The sequence below is a fragment of the Chryseobacterium phocaeense genome (assembly GCF_900169075.1).
Taxonomy (GTDB): domain Bacteria; phylum Bacteroidota; class Bacteroidia; order Flavobacteriales; family Weeksellaceae; genus Chryseobacterium; species Chryseobacterium phocaeense.
Window position 1 is genome coordinate 2,473,377 of the sequence record NZ_LT827015.1, and the last position, 15,276, is coordinate 2,488,652.

General features: G+C 35.9%; 16 protein-coding genes and 1 pseudogene. 3 read left to right on the top strand and 14 right to left on the bottom strand.

All coding sequences use genetic code 11. The features are described 5' to 3' along the window. Positions 1-1,966: 1,966 nt before the first annotated feature. From B7E04_RS17920 to B7E04_RS17975, 14 genes are all read right to left on the bottom strand, one after another. The gene (locus B7E04_RS17920; RefSeq protein ID WP_080779931.1) at positions 1,967-2,473 is read right to left on the bottom strand and encodes a DinB family protein; all 507 of its coding nucleotides are present in this window, start codon (positions 2,471-2,473) and stop codon (positions 1,967-1,969) included. A 226-nt stretch (positions 2,474-2,699) separates the two neighbouring features. Beyond that, positions 2,700-3,038, bottom strand: a complete 339-nt coding sequence (locus tag B7E04_RS17925; protein WP_080779932.1) for a CinA family protein — start codon at positions 3,036-3,038, stop codon at positions 2,700-2,702. Between the two features lie 164 nt (positions 3,039-3,202). Beyond that, entirely contained in the window at positions 3,203-3,790 is a 588-nt protein-coding gene (locus B7E04_RS17930; protein ID WP_080779933.1) for a ferritin-like domain-containing protein, read from the bottom strand. Between the two features lie 63 nt (positions 3,791-3,853). Then, positions 3,854-4,633 carry a KGG domain-containing protein gene (locus tag B7E04_RS17935; RefSeq protein WP_080779934.1) on the bottom strand — a complete coding sequence of 260 codons (780 nt, stop codon included), beginning with the start codon at positions 4,631-4,633 and terminating at the stop codon, positions 3,854-3,856. 187 nt (positions 4,634-4,820) lie between these two features. Then, on the bottom strand, positions 4,821-5,042 hold the full coding sequence (locus B7E04_RS17940) for a hypothetical protein (RefSeq protein WP_080779935.1): 222 nt from the start codon (positions 5,040-5,042) through the stop codon (positions 4,821-4,823). A gap of 201 nt (positions 5,043-5,243) precedes the next feature. Continuing rightward, entirely contained in the window at positions 5,244-5,600 is a 357-nt protein-coding gene (locus B7E04_RS17945) for a hypothetical protein (RefSeq protein WP_139785436.1), read from the bottom strand. Then, on the bottom strand, positions 5,582-5,749 hold the full coding sequence (locus B7E04_RS22560; RefSeq protein WP_139785437.1) for an SDR family NAD(P)-dependent oxidoreductase: 168 nt from the start codon (positions 5,747-5,749) through the stop codon (positions 5,582-5,584). Before B7E04_RS22560 ends, B7E04_RS17945 begins: the two co-directional genes overlap by 19 nt. Before the next feature lie 11 nt (positions 5,750-5,760). Continuing rightward, the gene (locus B7E04_RS17950; RefSeq protein WP_080779936.1) at positions 5,761-6,555 is read right to left on the bottom strand and encodes an SDR family NAD(P)-dependent oxidoreductase; all 795 of its coding nucleotides are present in this window, start codon (positions 6,553-6,555) and stop codon (positions 5,761-5,763) included. Between the two features lie 5 nt (positions 6,556-6,560). Beyond that, a complete protein-coding gene (locus B7E04_RS17955) occupies positions 6,561-7,061 on the bottom strand; it encodes a CinA family protein (RefSeq protein WP_080779937.1) in 501 nt (166 codons plus the stop codon). A gap of 56 nt (positions 7,062-7,117) precedes the next feature. Then, complete coding sequence (locus B7E04_RS17960) at positions 7,118-8,284, bottom strand: zinc-dependent alcohol dehydrogenase (protein WP_080780739.1); 1,167 nt, start codon at positions 8,282-8,284, stop codon at positions 7,118-7,120. A 172-nt stretch (positions 8,285-8,456) separates the two neighbouring features. Further along, entirely contained in the window at positions 8,457-8,690 is a 234-nt protein-coding gene (locus B7E04_RS22490; protein WP_228439980.1) for a CCC motif membrane protein, read from the bottom strand. Positions 8,691-8,940: 250 nt separating this feature from the next. Beyond that, on the bottom strand, positions 8,941-9,552 hold the full coding sequence (locus tag B7E04_RS17965; RefSeq protein WP_080779938.1) for a DUF4142 domain-containing protein: 612 nt from the start codon (positions 9,550-9,552) through the stop codon (positions 8,941-8,943). 54 nt (positions 9,553-9,606) lie between these two features. Beyond that, entirely contained in the window at positions 9,607-11,751 is a 2,145-nt protein-coding gene (locus B7E04_RS17970; protein ID WP_080779939.1) for a catalase, read from the bottom strand. Between the two features lie 512 nt (positions 11,752-12,263). Beyond that, positions 12,264-12,860, bottom strand: coding sequence for a Crp/Fnr family transcriptional regulator (locus B7E04_RS17975; protein ID WP_080779940.1), 597 nt, complete (start codon positions 12,858-12,860; stop codon positions 12,264-12,266). A gap of 367 nt (positions 12,861-13,227) precedes the next feature. Between B7E04_RS17975 and B7E04_RS17980 the strand changes: the two genes are divergently transcribed. The 3 genes and pseudogenes from B7E04_RS17980 to B7E04_RS22020 all read left to right on the top strand — a co-directional run. Further along, on the top strand, positions 13,228-13,824 hold the full coding sequence (locus B7E04_RS17980) for a Crp/Fnr family transcriptional regulator (RefSeq protein ID WP_080779941.1): 597 nt from the start codon (positions 13,228-13,230) through the stop codon (positions 13,822-13,824). A gap of 586 nt (positions 13,825-14,410) precedes the next feature. After that, positions 14,411-15,010: a Crp/Fnr family transcriptional regulator gene (locus B7E04_RS17985; protein ID WP_080779942.1), complete on the top strand. Its 600-nt coding sequence runs from the start codon at positions 14,411-14,413 to the stop codon at positions 15,008-15,010. A 58-nt stretch (positions 15,011-15,068) separates the two neighbouring features. Beyond that, positions 15,069-15,176, top strand: a pseudogene (locus B7E04_RS22020) (NAD(P)/FAD-dependent oxidoreductase); the annotation flags it as partial. Positions 15,177-15,276 lie beyond the last annotated feature (100 nt).

The following is a 15,276-nucleotide window of genomic DNA, read 5'->3' on the forward strand; positions in this document are numbered from 1 at the left end:
CCAAATCTAAGAAAAGGTCGAGATATGGTCAAGTCCCAATTATTTATTAGCATCGCCTTTATCTTGTAACATCTCTACTGATCAGTACATCAGTCTCATTATTGTCTGCTCAGACCAGAAGGTTCGCTCAGACCCGGTGATCTTTCGAACGCGATTCCCATTCCCGTACGTAACGAAAGAGAAAAAATCGGTCCAATTGTCCAACTATGTTTTGGATGCAGGGGCATTTTCTTGGCCCATTTTTCTTCAAATAAAAAAAGTTCTAAGCTACCATTAGGAAGAATAGAATTCCCCTATCGACGATGAAATGCTCGTGATTGGAGTCATAAGTAAATATCGACAGCTTATTTAAGATTTTGTATGTCATTACTGGGAATTTTTGATCATATATGTCACTACAGCAATATTCAATTTGTCTTATAATACTTATTTGATCTCAATAAAAGCACAAGTAATAATTAGTAAGAAGGACCTTTATAATCGGTATTAGTTAACATATTGTTATTTTAGAATCTTTCTCTGCTAACATATTGTTAACGAAAAAATCATGTATACTATTTCTATTCATCTACTTTTACATTTTATTTTAAATAAGTAATGAAAGCAATACTTTAGGTTCCTAATATATTCCAGTCATTATGCCTTCTCTTAAATTGATTACACGTTATGATTATAGATTATAAAAATATTAATATTGGACAACTAATACGCCTGCGGGTTAAGGAAAACAACATTGAATTATCTCGAATCTGCAACTATATGAAATGCACAGTAGATGAAATCAACGAAATGTATATGCAGGAAAATTTATGCGCCCATACATTGCTGAGATGGAGCAAGCTTTTAAAGTATGATTTTTTCCGGGTTTACAGTCATCATCTAATTTTGTTCTCCCCCCCAGCTGGAAATAATAGACAGCAACGGACATCCCAACTACCGCAGTTCAGAAAACACATATATACTAGAGAAATCATTGATTTCATTTTAGAACTGATTAATACCGGACGAAAAACAAAAATCCAAATCATAGAAGAGTACAATATTCCTAAAACTACTTTATATAAATGGATTCATAAATACAATAACTGACATAAAATCTAATCACGATCCCCTTCTCTATGAAAAATACCGAACCTAACTATCTTCTGATTTATCATGACCTCATTCACATGAAATTTCCTGAAAAGCTATCAGATTGTCAGGCTCTTTTAAAAAAAGAACGGCTCTCCACACTAGATGTAATTAGATTAAACAATACTATTTTTGGGAGTCATGATGAGGAATTGAATCAAAAGCTGCGATCATATGATTTAAATACCATCAAATATATACTGGATTACCAGAAAAAAAATAAATTAAATAATTCCCAGCTTGCTTTACATTTTAAAATCAGCAGGAACAGTGTTACCAAGTGGAAAAGGCTGTATAGCCCGTAGCATATTTTGATATAAAAACCTCTCAAAGCAAAAACAGGGAAAATTCAAATAATGGAAATAAGATTTAGATGTCCATAAGACGCCAGATTGAAATATAATTATGTATCTTCTTATAATAAAATAACTTACTAAAAAAAGTACTGTTGTACAATCTTCTAAAAATCTATAAATAAAACGTGTTCAAAAGGATTACATCTTATCAATGAAGTTGGCATCATAAGTATTTTAGGGGTTGCAGGAATTTGGAAATATCAAATATACACCATCCTATTATCTGGGTTATAAAAGTACTATTGAAATCCTGCATTATTCGGCATCACTGCGCGAACAAGTCAAAGGTATAAACCCGATGAGCCTGCTTGGAAGTGGGTGATGGAAGATTTAAGCGAAGAATGGATAACGGAATTGGCCACTTACCAAATCAAAGCCTCGAAAATGCAGGCATACTCAATTGAAAAGGGTTTTAGAAAAACCGGCACCCCTACAAAAGCATTTGTTTATGCGGAGATTCCTGAATTGACATATGAAATTTAAGAAGTGCTTTTTACTCTATTTTGTAGGTACTTGATCGTAATTCCAATCTGGCCTAAATGATAAAAATCATGATGAATCAGACCATTGACAAGGTATAAATAATCATGCGGAAAAGTAGAATCTGCATGTGGATATTTAGAATACAGGTAAAAATCGTCTTTTTGATCCAGGAAATTTATTAAGTCATTTTGGGATTTGCGAAAATTAGCGAGGAGATTCGTCCAGCCATCCACTTCCAGTTCGTCATTGTGCCGCCAATTGAGTGCATCTGTCATTTCCAAGCCTCTTGGATTACCGTTTAATCTACTTAAAACTTCTTTCCGCCATTCTACCAAATGGGAGATAATTTCACCAACACTATGCATATCGTTGATAGGCCTAATGAATCCAGTTTGCTTGGTCACCAAGGCCAGTTTTTTGTTGAAATTTTCGTCTATCCATAAATCTGCATTTTCAACGTCCTGCAACTGTTGTATAAGGTTTTTTATTAACGTATTATCCATTTTAATAATTTTATTTATTTAGTTTTAATATCATTGAACCTCACGCCTCTAACAATAAAAATTTCCGAAACTTGTTTGAGTTTGTTTTACCTATCGTATTTATTTCCCTTCCGTGTAATATAACTTTACAGAAAGAGGACTAAGTTTATTTTTATAATTATTGAACTCTATTTTATCTGAAAAGACAATCTGTCTTTTATACAGAATCGAGTAATAGACATAAATTTCAAATACCGAATGTCTTTCCGGTGTACAGTAATCCGGATGTAGCAATACACCAATCACTTTCAAACATTGTGGATGCATACAGTCCCAACTTGTCAGCAATAAGGCTGGATACACAATTAGAATTTTTGATCTCAGAAGCCTCGACCTTCAAAAGCTTCACTATTTTATCAGGAGTATGTACCGTGATACCGCCTTTATAAAATAATTTTGAATTAGTCATTTCCGAAAACGCAAGCTGCATCGCACCAGCGGTAACACTCTCTGCAATGGAAATGGTTTGATCACAACTCATAAATTCTTCATTGATTTGTTCCAAAAGGATCTTGTTAAATTCCATGATACTTTATAATATAGATTTTACGAACTTAAAATTGATATGTATTTCATTAATGTATTAACGAACTTACGGTAGTGTTTATTCTTTAAATGAAGGCGCCACTTTATATTATTGAAAACAAGCCATACACTATCAGCTGTATGGCTTGTTTAAATTTTATATGTTTAATCTTCCTGCTGGGCATCAAAATTAATGTTAGTCTCTGCAATCTCCGTAAGGTTATAATCTGTATCTTCTTCCTCCTGCAGTGTTTTTTCTAACAGCTCAGCAGCCTTATCGTGTCCCATAGTAATAGCAAGTTGCGTTAAGCCTCCATAGCTTGCGATCTCGTAATGTTCTACCTTCTGCGCCGCAATTATCAGAGCTGCATCTCTTGTCATCGTGCCTTCTTCCGTAGATTTAATGATTTCTTCGCCTTCCTTAATCAATCCATCCATTGCTTCACATTTTTTTTGCTCCGGATTCTCATTAATGAGTTTAAAAACTTTCTCCAAGCGGCTTATATGCTTTTTAGTCTGTAACTGATGATCCTCAAAAGCATCTTTAAGCTCTTCGGTTGTTGCTGCGTCATGCATAGTCTGTAACGCATCTACTAATTTATGCTCAGCGTAATAAATGTCTTTTAGTGCATCTACAAAAAATTTATGCAGCGGAGCATTTTTCATCTCACTTTCTTTTACTGTAGCATTCTCTACTGTCATTTTTTTGTCAGCAGCACCGGTTGTCGTATTTTCTGTTGTTTTAGTTGCCATAAGATAATGGGATTTAAAAGGTTAAAAGGCTGCCCCTTTTTCACAGAGACAGCCTAAAAAGAATTATGAATTACGTCTGCCTCCGAATCCGGATCTACCGGATCCTGAAGATCTTCCACCACCATGAGAAGCCTGACCTCCCATTCTGGCTATTCTTGTACGTTCAGATTTACTCATTGAAGCAAAACCTCTTTTTGATGTTCCCCCTCCTGAATTAGAACCTCTGTTGCTACCTCCTGACCCGGAGTTAGAATTAGAGCCACGGCCGCTTCCTGAACCGGAGCTTGAACTACGCCCTCTTCCTGAACTACTGTTTCCGCCCGATCTTGAATTGGAGTTTCTTGAGCTTCCTCCGCTATTTGATCCTGATCTTCCTGAGTTTGATCTTGATCCTGACCCTGATCCTGAAGATCTTCCGCTTCCTCCTGACCTAGATCCGGAGCCAGAACGGGATCCTCCACGAGAGCTGCTTCCAGAACTTCCTCTTCCACCAGAAGTAAATCTTCCCTGACTATCCCTGTTTTGACTTCCGCCTCTTGAACCTCTGCTTCCGCCTCTTGAACCTCTGCCCCTATTATCATCGTCATCATCATCGTCATCGTCGTCATCATCATAGTCATCGTCGTCGTCATAGTCATCGTCATCATAATCTTCGTCATCATACCCTCCTTCCTCATCGAAATAGTCTTCAAAATCTGAGAAATCATCATCGTACTCCTCGTCCTCACTTCCGTCGTTATAACCATGCTCATAACCTAATTGGTACGCTTCCTCAAGCATTGATTGGTCATCATCTGATGAATTTCTGCCTGAACTTCTGTTGTTTGAATTTCTAGTGTTCATAAATTTACTTTTTGAAATTAATATTTAGTGATGTACCGCAGTCCTTGACTAGTATCAGACTGCAGTCGGTTTATTTTTAATGTTTAGACAATACAATACCCGCACACCGTAGAAACAGTGTGAAATATGATTGAATAATACTTTTAGTTATTCTATTATTCTGTAATAAGTTAAATGATACGTGTCCCTATTTAGAGCTCACGCCAGCTGAATCCTTCATCTTAATAGTGGCAACACTATCATTTGGATTTCTTGATGTAATACCTGTTGTGTCTGGCCGTGTAGAATTTGTATTCATTGAATCTATAGCAGATGTATCAGCAGTAATTGGTGGCGCTGTTTGTACTTCTTTTTTACAACTGATTGTCAAAAGCCCTAGAAGAAGAGCTAAAGAGATTATTGCTTTCATATAACATATTTTAATTTGGTATATCAAAGCTACAAGCTCAGGAAGGCAAATCCTATGACAATGATCATAATTGATTCATAATTTTTATTAAATTTTACTCTTCACCTATTTATATGATAAGAAAGAGTAGAATCACTCTAATATTTTTTAGATAGTAATTATTACTTTCTTTAGAATTAATACGATTTCAAAATCTATATATCACCAGGATCGAAACTCAACTAACCCATCTGTCAAAATCTTCCATTGAATTTTTGAAATTCCCACCATCCCTCCAAGAGCAATAGCTAAATTCCTTGCTTTGTCTGCGATCTGAGCATCCATATTCGGAGTTTCGTTACGTCCGTAAATACCTGCTTTTATAAAATCCTTCCCTCGTGATATGATAAAAGTAGAACTTGCATCTCCCGTATAAAAGTGCGCAGTGTATGCATTTACCAAAATATCTATTTTCCCAAATTCAGCAAATGTTTTTGAGACGGTTTCTTTACAAAATTTTACATCATTGATATCTCCGCCAAAACATATAGCATGCCTACCTAGAGCTTCAATTTCCATTTTTGTTTTTTCTGCATCGTCGTCGTCTTTATAATAGACAAAGGAATATCAGCACCTTCTTTGGCAAATAATAAGGCAATTGCTTTACCTATTCCGCTGTCTGCTCCTGTAATGAGCACTGATTTATTTTCCAATTGTAACCTCTCCATACTATTAAAATTTATACATCCTGTGGTTCCTGCATTTTTCCCATACGATATGCTGCCATGCTATCGCTTGCCAGATTAGACATGGCTACCGTTAATTTATTTTTCAACCCCGAGATTATTTTATCCTCTCCATTCATCAGGGCTTCATAGCCATCTTTAGCCACTTCTTCCGGAGTGCTGAAACTCTCTTTATCTTCCATAATCTTACTTCTGTTCATATGGGCTTTGTTGAAAAAATCCGTATCGGTTGGTCCTGGAAGAAGTGCCGTAACCGTAATTCCGGTATCTTTTAACTCTTCACGAATCGCCTCAGACCATGACAGGATAAAAGCTTTACTTCCATGATAAACTGATTGCCATGGACCGGGTGCTTTACTTGCGATTGAAGCCAGATTCAGTATTTTCCCTGATCCTTTGCCGATACGATCCTTTAGGAAAAGTTTGGTTAAAATCAGAACTGCATTTATATTGAGCCTGACAATATCCAATTCCCGATGTATGTCTGTATCTTCAAATTTTCCATAGAAGCCCTGTCCTGCGTCATTCACCAATATTTCCGGGCTAATATCGTTGAGTCTAAGTTCGGCATACATAGAAAAAACATCATCTTCTTTAAAGAGGTTTTTTGCCTGGGTTATCACCTTAACACCATATTTTTTAAATTCATTGGCTTTTTCAAGCAGTTGATCATGACTGCGCGATACAATAACCAGATGGTAGCCATTTTTTGCGAATAATTTCGCCAGTTCATATCCGATTCCGCTGGTTGCACCAGTGATCAGTACATATTGATTTTTGATTTCCATATCGTTTATTTTAAAATAATCATTTGATTGAGTTCACATTTAAAGCATCCGAGAATAAATTCCGTGTAATACAGCTGGGCTGTTGAAGCCTTTGTTTTATGGTGCAGTTCCAGTTTCTTGGATAAAATGATTTCATTTTTGTAGGCGAATGAAAAATGCGCGAAAATTTTTTGATCCGATTCTTTCACAGGAGTTGCATATCCGGTGACAGATATTCCCCAGTCTGTATTGAATAATGCACTAACATTCAACGCCATTTCATCGGCAACTTCCTTAGAAACACAATCACACTTTATCGCTTCCTGCTCATCAACTTTCAAAAGTTTCAATTTTTCCTCAAGAGTGTAGGCGGTTATGCCGCCTTTAAAAAATTCAGAGGCATCTTTCATCTGCGAAAGTGAAAACTGCAGGCAGCCAGCAGTAACACTTTCTGCCACAGAAACTGATTCATGGGCAGATTTCAGTGCCCCGCCGATATAATCCAACAAAGACTGTTTAAATTCCATGAGAATACATTTAATTAATTAACAATACGCCTCTCCTAATACCATAGAGCTTTTATTTATCTCCAGGGATCAAGCACTACTTTTACACATCCATCCTGCTTTTTATCAAATATTTCATATCCTTTTGCCACCTCATTAAGGGAAAGGCGGTGCGTTATGATATCATCAAGTTTTACCTGCCCGGTTTCCACATATTTCATTAATTTATCAATAATTGCATGAACCGGAGATTGCCCCGCTTTAAGCGTAATGCCTTTATCAAAAAGCTGACCTACCCTAAAATTGTCATAATTCATGGGATAGACTCCTAATATGGAAACAAAACCTCCGCGTCTTACGCCACTCATACACGCATCCAGCACTTTGATAGAACCTTTTTCAAAATTGACAACTGCCTTTGCTCTGTCTATCAGATTTCTGTCCGGTTCAAAGCCTACTGCATCTATGCATAAATCGGCACCTCTGCCATTGGTCATGCTTCTGATTTCGTCAACAGTCTGTTTGGCATCTTCCCAAAGAATGGTTTCGCATCCTGTAAGATTTTTTATCTGATCCAATCTATATTGAAGGGTATCAATAACAATTACTTTTTTTGCATGATGAAGAATGGCACTTTTTACCGCCATTGATCCCACCGGCCCTGCACCAAAAATAGCTACGGTTTCTCCGCCTTTAAGGTCCGCCCACATTACGCCGGTATACCCTGTAGGAAAAATATCGGTAAGAAAAAGCACTTGTTCATCGGTCAATGAATCAGAAACCTTTCTAGGTCCGAAATTAGCATAGGGAACTCTTACATATTGTGCCTGCCCGCCATTATACCCACCATACAGATCGGTATAACCAAACATGCCGCCACCTTTTTCAGTAACCAAACCCCCTTCGGGACCGTAATTTTCTATATTGGAGTTTTCACAGCCTGATGGTAAATCATGCTGGCAGAAATAACACCCTCCGCATGCAATCGGAAATGGTACCACAACTCTGTCGCCCGCTTGTAGGTGATTGATGTTTTTTCCTACTTCCTCCACAATTCCCATAAACTCATGTCCCATTACCATAGGACGCGGCTGAGGAATTCCTCCCGAATACATGTGAAGGTCACTACCGCAGATTGCGGTGGAAGTTACACGAAGGATGATATCATTTTGATCTTCAATCTTTGGATCATCGACGGTATCGCAGGTAATGTTACCCGGCGAATGAAAAACTGCTGCTTTCATATTGTTATATTTTATAGTTTGGTGTTTATACGTTATCAATGTGATCATCAGACTCTAAAAGCTCATGCATTGGACATTTCAAATTGTAATTTGATTAAAATGGCTGACGAGAGACCTGGCTAAAGTTTTTTATACTTCAGCAATGGTAGAGGATCTCCTCCTTCCTAAACAGCTACAGGTAGTGTATCGACAATAAATACATGAGGCAAAGGGAGCTTAAAGTAATCCCGAGAATGCTTAGCACTCTTCCTGTTTTTAAATTGTCGAAATTGGTATAGTTTCCTTTATTTTTATCATATACTTTTTTATCTCTTCTGTAAAGAAAGAGAGCGATGCTTCCGGTTAGTATTCCCGGGATTCCATAACAGCAGCATAAGGCTACAGAAGAAATTCCGAGCACTAGCACGGCTGTGGCATTGGGTAATTTGGAATTCCTTATGATGATAGATTTTGAAACCAGTAGATTATTCCAGTAATAAAATGCAGCCGGCAGTAAAGATTAAATACTGTCTTTATAAAACATTAATTTTCTGGCTTACAAATCAATAATGTAAACAATCAAATCCGTCAGCATCAGATTTTCAGAAACAATATACAGTCTTTCGAATAATATCCGATAACCCTTTCAAGGCAGATTACCGGATATTTATTCGACATTATTTTACATCATCTTTTGCTTTTTTAGATTCCATTAAATGATGATCTAAAGTGGGAAGAATTTTAGTGGCAAAATTTTTCAGAGAGGATTCGGAGCCGTCAGCAGCTTCTTTCTTAAAATCAGCTATTGTTTTTTCATGATCCTTAACCATCATATCAGTATACATGCGATCAAAATCAGCTCCTTTTTTAGCTTTAAGATCATCATATTTTTTCTGTTGGTCTGCATCTAAGGCGGCAGGTAAAGTGTAAGCCGTTTTAGAAGCCCACTGCTTTAATTCTTCGTTGGCTTTGGTGTGATCCTTTACCATCATTTCACCCAGTTTTTTAACTGTTGGGTTGGTCGCATTTCGGGATGCTAATTCTCCCGCCATCACTTCCATCATTCCTCCTTTTGCTGCTGCATCAGCAAATTTTCGATCCTGATCATTTAATGATGTTGTTTCAGAGGACGTTTGGGAAGTTGAAAGAGAATCTCCAGGCATTGCACCCGAATCCACAGGAGCTGACATTTCGCTGTGATCAGCCGAATGATCAACAGTAGCGGTTTCTTTTTTGTTACATGCCGTTATTGCAGCAATGGTTACAAAGATTAGAATTGTCTTTTTCATAATATTTTAATTTGTTGGTGTTGATATGAATGTCAAGTAGTTTCTACTCATTTTTTATACTAATCCGTTTCTTTCTTTTTCAAACTGCCAAACCCTGTGATTAGCTATCGCCTCAACAAATAAGTCATCAGAATCAGCATCCTTAGCAGAAATTACTCCAGGATCATCATGTTTGATCGATGCCACATCTGTAAGGTTTTTGATTACTTCAGTATCATACCCAAAGTAAATGGCTTTACAGTGACGGAATGCCTCATTAATAAAATCAACCGTCATATTTTTATTTCCAGGCTTTACAAATCCTTCTGCAGATTTTGCACCGCCACAGATATACAGGGCATCAAAGCAAACACTTGAAGTTGTAGATAATGAATGATCCGGAATGTACGTCTGGCCGTCCGAAGATTTTACCGGTGCTACGGAATCCGCAATATATTGTACAACTGCACCCAGCCCTTCTAATTTTTCTATTAAATGATCGGTAGAAGCAGCATCAAACCCATCAGTCATCATAAAGCCAATTACACGGCTCTCAATGGTATCTTTAACAGTATTGGCCATACTCAGCGCTTCTGAAAATTTTATGGAAGGTTCAGTTTCTGCACTTTGGAGACTTGCTGGATCGGCATCTGCAGGAATACTTTGATTGGGCTGATCGAGAATTTTAACCTCAACACCTAATCTGGATGCTACTTCCTGAGCCAAATCTTTGTTTACAAAAGCTAACTGACCCACCATTCGTTCTCTGATGGCAGGAAGCGTTACTTTTGAAAGCTCAAAAACCAATGCATTTTGCAGATGCGTTTTTTCAAAGGCAGACTGACTGTTGTAAAATAATTTTGCCTGAGAATAATGGTCTACAAAGCTTGAGCTTCTTGCCCTTACTTTATGTCCTTCTACCCGCTCCTCCTGGGAGACAAAACCACCTTCTTTCACCATGGCCTGAAAAGGGCACCCTCCACCCATTGAATTAGGCTCGTAACTTACTTTTCCTTTAACGATCTGCTGACGCATGTGTCCATCACGCTGATTATTTTGAATGGTTGTAATGGACCTGTTGATCGGAATTTCATGAAAATTCGGAGAACCTAATCTGGTAAGCTGAGTATCGGTGTATGAGAAAAGTCTTCCCTGTAAAAGAGGATCATTGGTAAAATCTATGCCGGGAACAATATGACCGGGATGAAATGCTACCTGCTCTGTTTCCGCAAAGAAATTATCCGGATTTCGGTTTAATGTTAAAGTTCCTACAAGTTCCACAGGAACAAGCTCTTCCGGGATAATTTTTGTAGGATCAAGGAGATCAAAATCAAATTTGTGCTCGTCTTTTTCAGGAACTACCTGCACTCCGAAATCCCACTCAGGGAAAGCTCCGTTCTCAATGGCTTCCCAAAGGTCACGGCGATGAAAATCTGGATCATTTCCTGAAATTTTCTGTGCTTCGGGCCACGCCACCGAATGGACTCCCAATTTGGGTTTAAAATGAAATTTCACAAAATGTACATCGCCCTGTTCATTGATAAATTTGAAGGAATGCACGCCAAAACCTTCCATCATACGGAAGCTTCTCGGGATCGCACGATCACTCATCAACCACATAATCATATGGGTACTCTCTGGCATTAATGAAATGAAATCCCAAAAAGTATTGTGAGCCGAAGCAGCTTGCGGAATCTCATTATCCGGCTCTGGTTTTACCGCATGGACCAGATCCGGAAATTTGATTGCATCCTGAATAAAAAAGACAGGCATATTATTGGCAACCAAGTCATAAACGCCTTCTTCAGTATAAAATTTCACAGCAAATCCTCTTACATCTCGGGCAAGATCTGTACTTCCTCTACTTCCGGCAACGGTAGAAAAACGCACAAATACAGGAGTCTCTTCATCGATATTGTTTAAAAATTTAGCTTTCGTATATTTTGCCAGACTTTTATTTAATTTAAAAACACCGTGAGCCCCGGAACCTCTTGCATGAACTACTCTTTCCGGAATTCGTTCATGATCAAAATGAGTAATTTTTTCTCTGAGAATAAAATCTTCAAGAAGAGAAGGTCCTCTTTCTCCTGCTTTCAGAGAGTCCTGATTGTTATTGATCTTTAATCCCTGATTAGTGGTCAGTTTTTCATTGCTGTTATCCGTTGTATGATCTTGAAGTTGATCACGCTTCGAGTTTGATCCCAAATTTTCATTTTCCATATTTCTTCTTATTGCGATTTGATGTATGTGATGTTGACTTAGTATTTAATTTACAATATCAGCAAATGCGATACGGCAAATTGTTTTAGGATGATTATCCAACTCATTATTATATTATGAATAAAGTTTCTTTTGGAAAAAGGAGAATAATTAAACGAACTGTACACATTAAAAAATGGAGCGGAATATCATCTACTTTCTAAATTGCTTTATAAAATGGTAAGCCGCACAGGTTAATCTGTGTGTATTTATAATTGGTGCTCATATAATTTTTATTTTATGGTGTATTTCAAAATTACAACTCCATAAAAATCTACCTTATGACTTAGGTCATATTGCAATAATTTATCACAGCAATACCTAAAAAAAATATAAATGTTGAAGTATTTATTGCCACTTATCTATTCCAAGTATGAAGAATATGCTTTTTAAATTCTTTGGTCTGGTTAAATTTATTCCAATCATCAGATGGCATCGAATGTTAATATGATAAATAGGCATGATTGAAATGATTAATAAAATATTTTTCCACCAATATTTTTTACAATATTTTCACGTTCCATTTTTTTTAATACTCTTATCACAGTTTCTATTCTCAGTCCTGTTAGTGAGGCAATTTCAAGACGGGTATAGGGAATTTGATAGGCGTATTGTTCTGTCACATTATGATATTGCTTCAAACAGTCCATTACACAGATTATTTTACTGAAGGTGTTTGTGGATGATAAATTATTTAGCATCACATAACGGTAGTGCATTCTTTCAGCGGTATATTGATAAAGTTTAAATAATATGCTTTTATCACTGTGAATCAGATCAAAAAATCTAGCTATTCCAACTTTAATAACTGCTACATCATTCATTGCTACTGCATTGACTGGATAAGGCCTTTCGGAAAATATAAAAGTTTCTCCAAGACAGTGCCCGGCCGAAGGTAAACTATGGATAAATTCTTTTCCTTCCTGATGATAATTGTTGATTTTTACATTGCCATATTTTATCTGAAAATAAAATTTTGGTATTTCCGATTCTCTAAATATCATATCATTTTTGGTGAATTTCACTAATTGTCCTCCATAATGAAAGAGTAAATCTTCATCAACCAGCATATTGAAAAAATTATTAGGGGGTATTAAACTTGTACTAATTAAATTGCAGGATTAAAAAAAAGTGACATATATCACTGATAAGTGTACAATTAACTAGCATTCAAAGGTAATGGTAAAGGACACTTCACATGTATGACCTAAATCATACGTACGAATTATGAGTACAAAATGTCAATCGTCAATTGAACAAGTTTACCTATGTGTATTTAAAAATTCTATAAAGCAATATAATCAAGAGATTTTTGGTTGCTGGTTTTATATTATCTTTAGAAAACAATTGTGCTTTTTCTTGCTAAAAGATTTAGTATAATCAGGAATATTAATCTTTGATATTCTACTAACTTTTATTCAAAAACATAATAGTATTATGATTATCGATCAAAATCTTTTGCAGTTATACGGTGCAGAAACATCACAGTTTAAAGCCCATGAAACACTGTTTCAGGAAGGTAATACTCCAAAACTTTATTATCAGATAATAGAGGGCAGAGTTAAATTAAATCATTACGATGAAGACGGGAAAGAGATTATTCAAAGTATTTTGTTTTCAGGACAGAGTGTTTGTGAGTTGCTCCTTTTTATCACCGAAAAATATCCTGTCAATGCGATAACATTAACTCCTTGTGAAATCATTACCATTCCTAAAGACAACTTCTTTAAATTACTTACTGATCATCCGAATGTATCTTTAGATATCAACAAGTTTATATCCGAACGATTGTACCAAAAATTTGTCATGATGCAGCATAATTTATCATTGAGACCAGAGGTGAGGCTTTTGGGAATTCTTGACTACTTTAAAAGCTACAGCAATAACAAAGAAAAATATTCTTTTGAGGTTTATTTAACCAGAAAACAGATGGCTGCCATCACAGGTTTACGAATTGAAACCGTGATTAGAACTATTAAGAAAATGGAAAGTGGTCATATATTAAAATTGATTAACAGTAAAATATTTTACTAAAACCTACTCATGATAATTGGTATTGGAAAGAGGAATCTTTCGAAGAAATAATTATATCTATATATAGCAGCTATATCCTAATCTGTTATCTATTTCCATGTTTTTGTTTTAAGCTACTGGAAATTAACATATAAATCCTAATACGATCTAAAATCAAATAATTATGATTTAATTAACGTATTTATAATTTAAGGCGTAAAATAGGTATATAAGTGCGTCCATCAATATGTTTTACATTTACAATCAATTAACTTTATGATTAAAAAAAAGATAAAACATACATAGTATGATTCAAAACATATTATTTAAATAGTGTTCGCATTATATTTGCTGCATACTAATTGCTGATGAATTATATAATCTCCTAACAAATTATGGAGCTTTAGCAACTTTCATATGGAATATCGTCTAATAAATATTATTAAAAAGGCGCAATTCACTTCATGATTTTCGACCAACCTAAGTTAGAATGTTGCTTTAAAAACATACTGTAACATGCAGCAAAATTACGATACCCGTATTACGCTGATGATCCTACATTAGGAATTCAAGTCCATTCATATCACTAACCACAAAAATTAAAAGTATGCTTTTTAAAGAAGAACTTCTACGTTCCATCGGAGCCGTAGAACAACATTATAATCCGGGAGACTATATATTCCACGAAGGCGCAAATCCCAAATTTTATTTTCAGCTAGTTAACGGCGATGTTAAACTAAATAACTATAATAGTTCAGGTAAAGAATTTATTCAAAGTATTCTTACTTCCAAAGATCCTGTTGGAGAGTATATGTTATATACAGAAAACATGTATCCTATGAATGCTGTAGCTATTACAAACTGTACTATTATTAAATTATGCTCGAATAAATTACTTCATTATTTAGACCAAAACCCCAACCTTTATGTGGACTTATGCAAATCACTATCAAAGCATCTTTATCGTAAATTCGTCCTTATGCAAAAAATATCGTGCCACAGTGCGGTTGAAAGACTAAAAGAGGTTCTGGAGCTAATGAAACAGGAACATGGAAATACTGCTACACCATTCACGTTTGAGGTTCCAATGACAAGACAGCAATTAGGATCATTAACGGGTTTATGCGTTGAAACTACAATTAGAGTTATAAAAAAAATGGAACGAGAAAAGATAGTTAGAATTGTAAATAGAAAAATTCTATACTAACTCTGGTATACCACTTATTTACATGTTTATTTCGATATAAAGGAAATAACTTATTATTATGATTAAGAATACAATATTTGATGTCATTATAATTGGAGGAAGCTATTCAGGGCTTTCTGCTGCATTAAGCCTGGCGCGGTTCCGAAAAGAAATACTTATTATTGATTAAAAGATATTGCCGATGTGTAAGAACCATGATATCCAAAAAGAAGCCCATCACAAAAAAGGTTGATGCCCAGCATCAAAAACAGTTAACCGGTGAGATT

Bases quoted from the DNA above. Each gene is read 5' to 3' on its own strand.
- B7E04_RS17975 (WP_080779940.1), bottom strand. From the start codon at position 12,860: ATGCTGGTTGATGAAGATTTACTCTTTCATTATGGAGGACAATTAGTG.
- B7E04_RS17920 (WP_080779931.1), bottom strand. From the start codon at position 2,473: ATGGATAATACGTTAATAAAAAACCTTATACAACAGTTGCAGGACGTT.
- B7E04_RS17930 (WP_080779933.1), bottom strand. From the start codon at position 3,790: ATGGCAACTAAAACAACAGAAAATACGACAACCGGTGCTGCTGACAAA.
- B7E04_RS17960 (WP_080780739.1), bottom strand. From the start codon at position 8,284: ATGAAAGCAGCAGTTTTTCATTCGCCGGGTAACATTACCTGCGATACC.
- B7E04_RS17970 (WP_080779939.1), bottom strand. From the start codon at position 11,751: ATGGAAAATGAAAATTTGGGATCAAACTCGAAGCGTGATCAACTTCAA.
- B7E04_RS17945 (WP_139785436.1), bottom strand. From the start codon at position 5,600: ATGGAAATTGAAGCTCTAGGTAGGCATGCTATATGTTTTGGCGGAGAT.
- B7E04_RS17955 (WP_080779937.1), bottom strand. From the start codon at position 7,061: ATGGAATTTAAACAGTCTTTGTTGGATTATATCGGCGGGGCACTGAAA.
- B7E04_RS17925 (WP_080779932.1), bottom strand. From the start codon at position 3,038: ATGGAATTTAACAAGATCCTTTTGGAACAAATCAATGAAGAATTTATG.
- B7E04_RS17950 (WP_080779936.1), bottom strand. From the start codon at position 6,555: ATGGAAATCAAAAATCAATATGTACTGATCACTGGTGCAACCAGCGGA.
- B7E04_RS17985 (WP_080779942.1), top strand. From the start codon at position 14,411: ATGCTTTTTAAAGAAGAACTTCTACGTTCCATCGGAGCCGTAGAACAA.
- B7E04_RS17935 (WP_080779934.1), bottom strand. From the start codon at position 4,633: ATGAACACTAGAAATTCAAACAACAGAAGTTCAGGCAGAAATTCATCA.
- B7E04_RS17980 (WP_080779941.1), top strand. From the start codon at position 13,228: ATGATTATCGATCAAAATCTTTTGCAGTTATACGGTGCAGAAACATCA.
- B7E04_RS17940 (WP_080779935.1), bottom strand. From the start codon at position 5,042: ATGAAAGCAATAATCTCTTTAGCTCTTCTTCTAGGGCTTTTGACAATC.
- B7E04_RS22560 (WP_139785437.1), bottom strand. From the start codon at position 5,749: ATGGAGAGGTTACAATTGGAAAATAAATCAGTGCTCATTACAGGAGCA.
- B7E04_RS17965 (WP_080779938.1), bottom strand. From the start codon at position 9,552: ATGAAAAAGACAATTCTAATCTTTGTAACCATTGCTGCAATAACGGCA.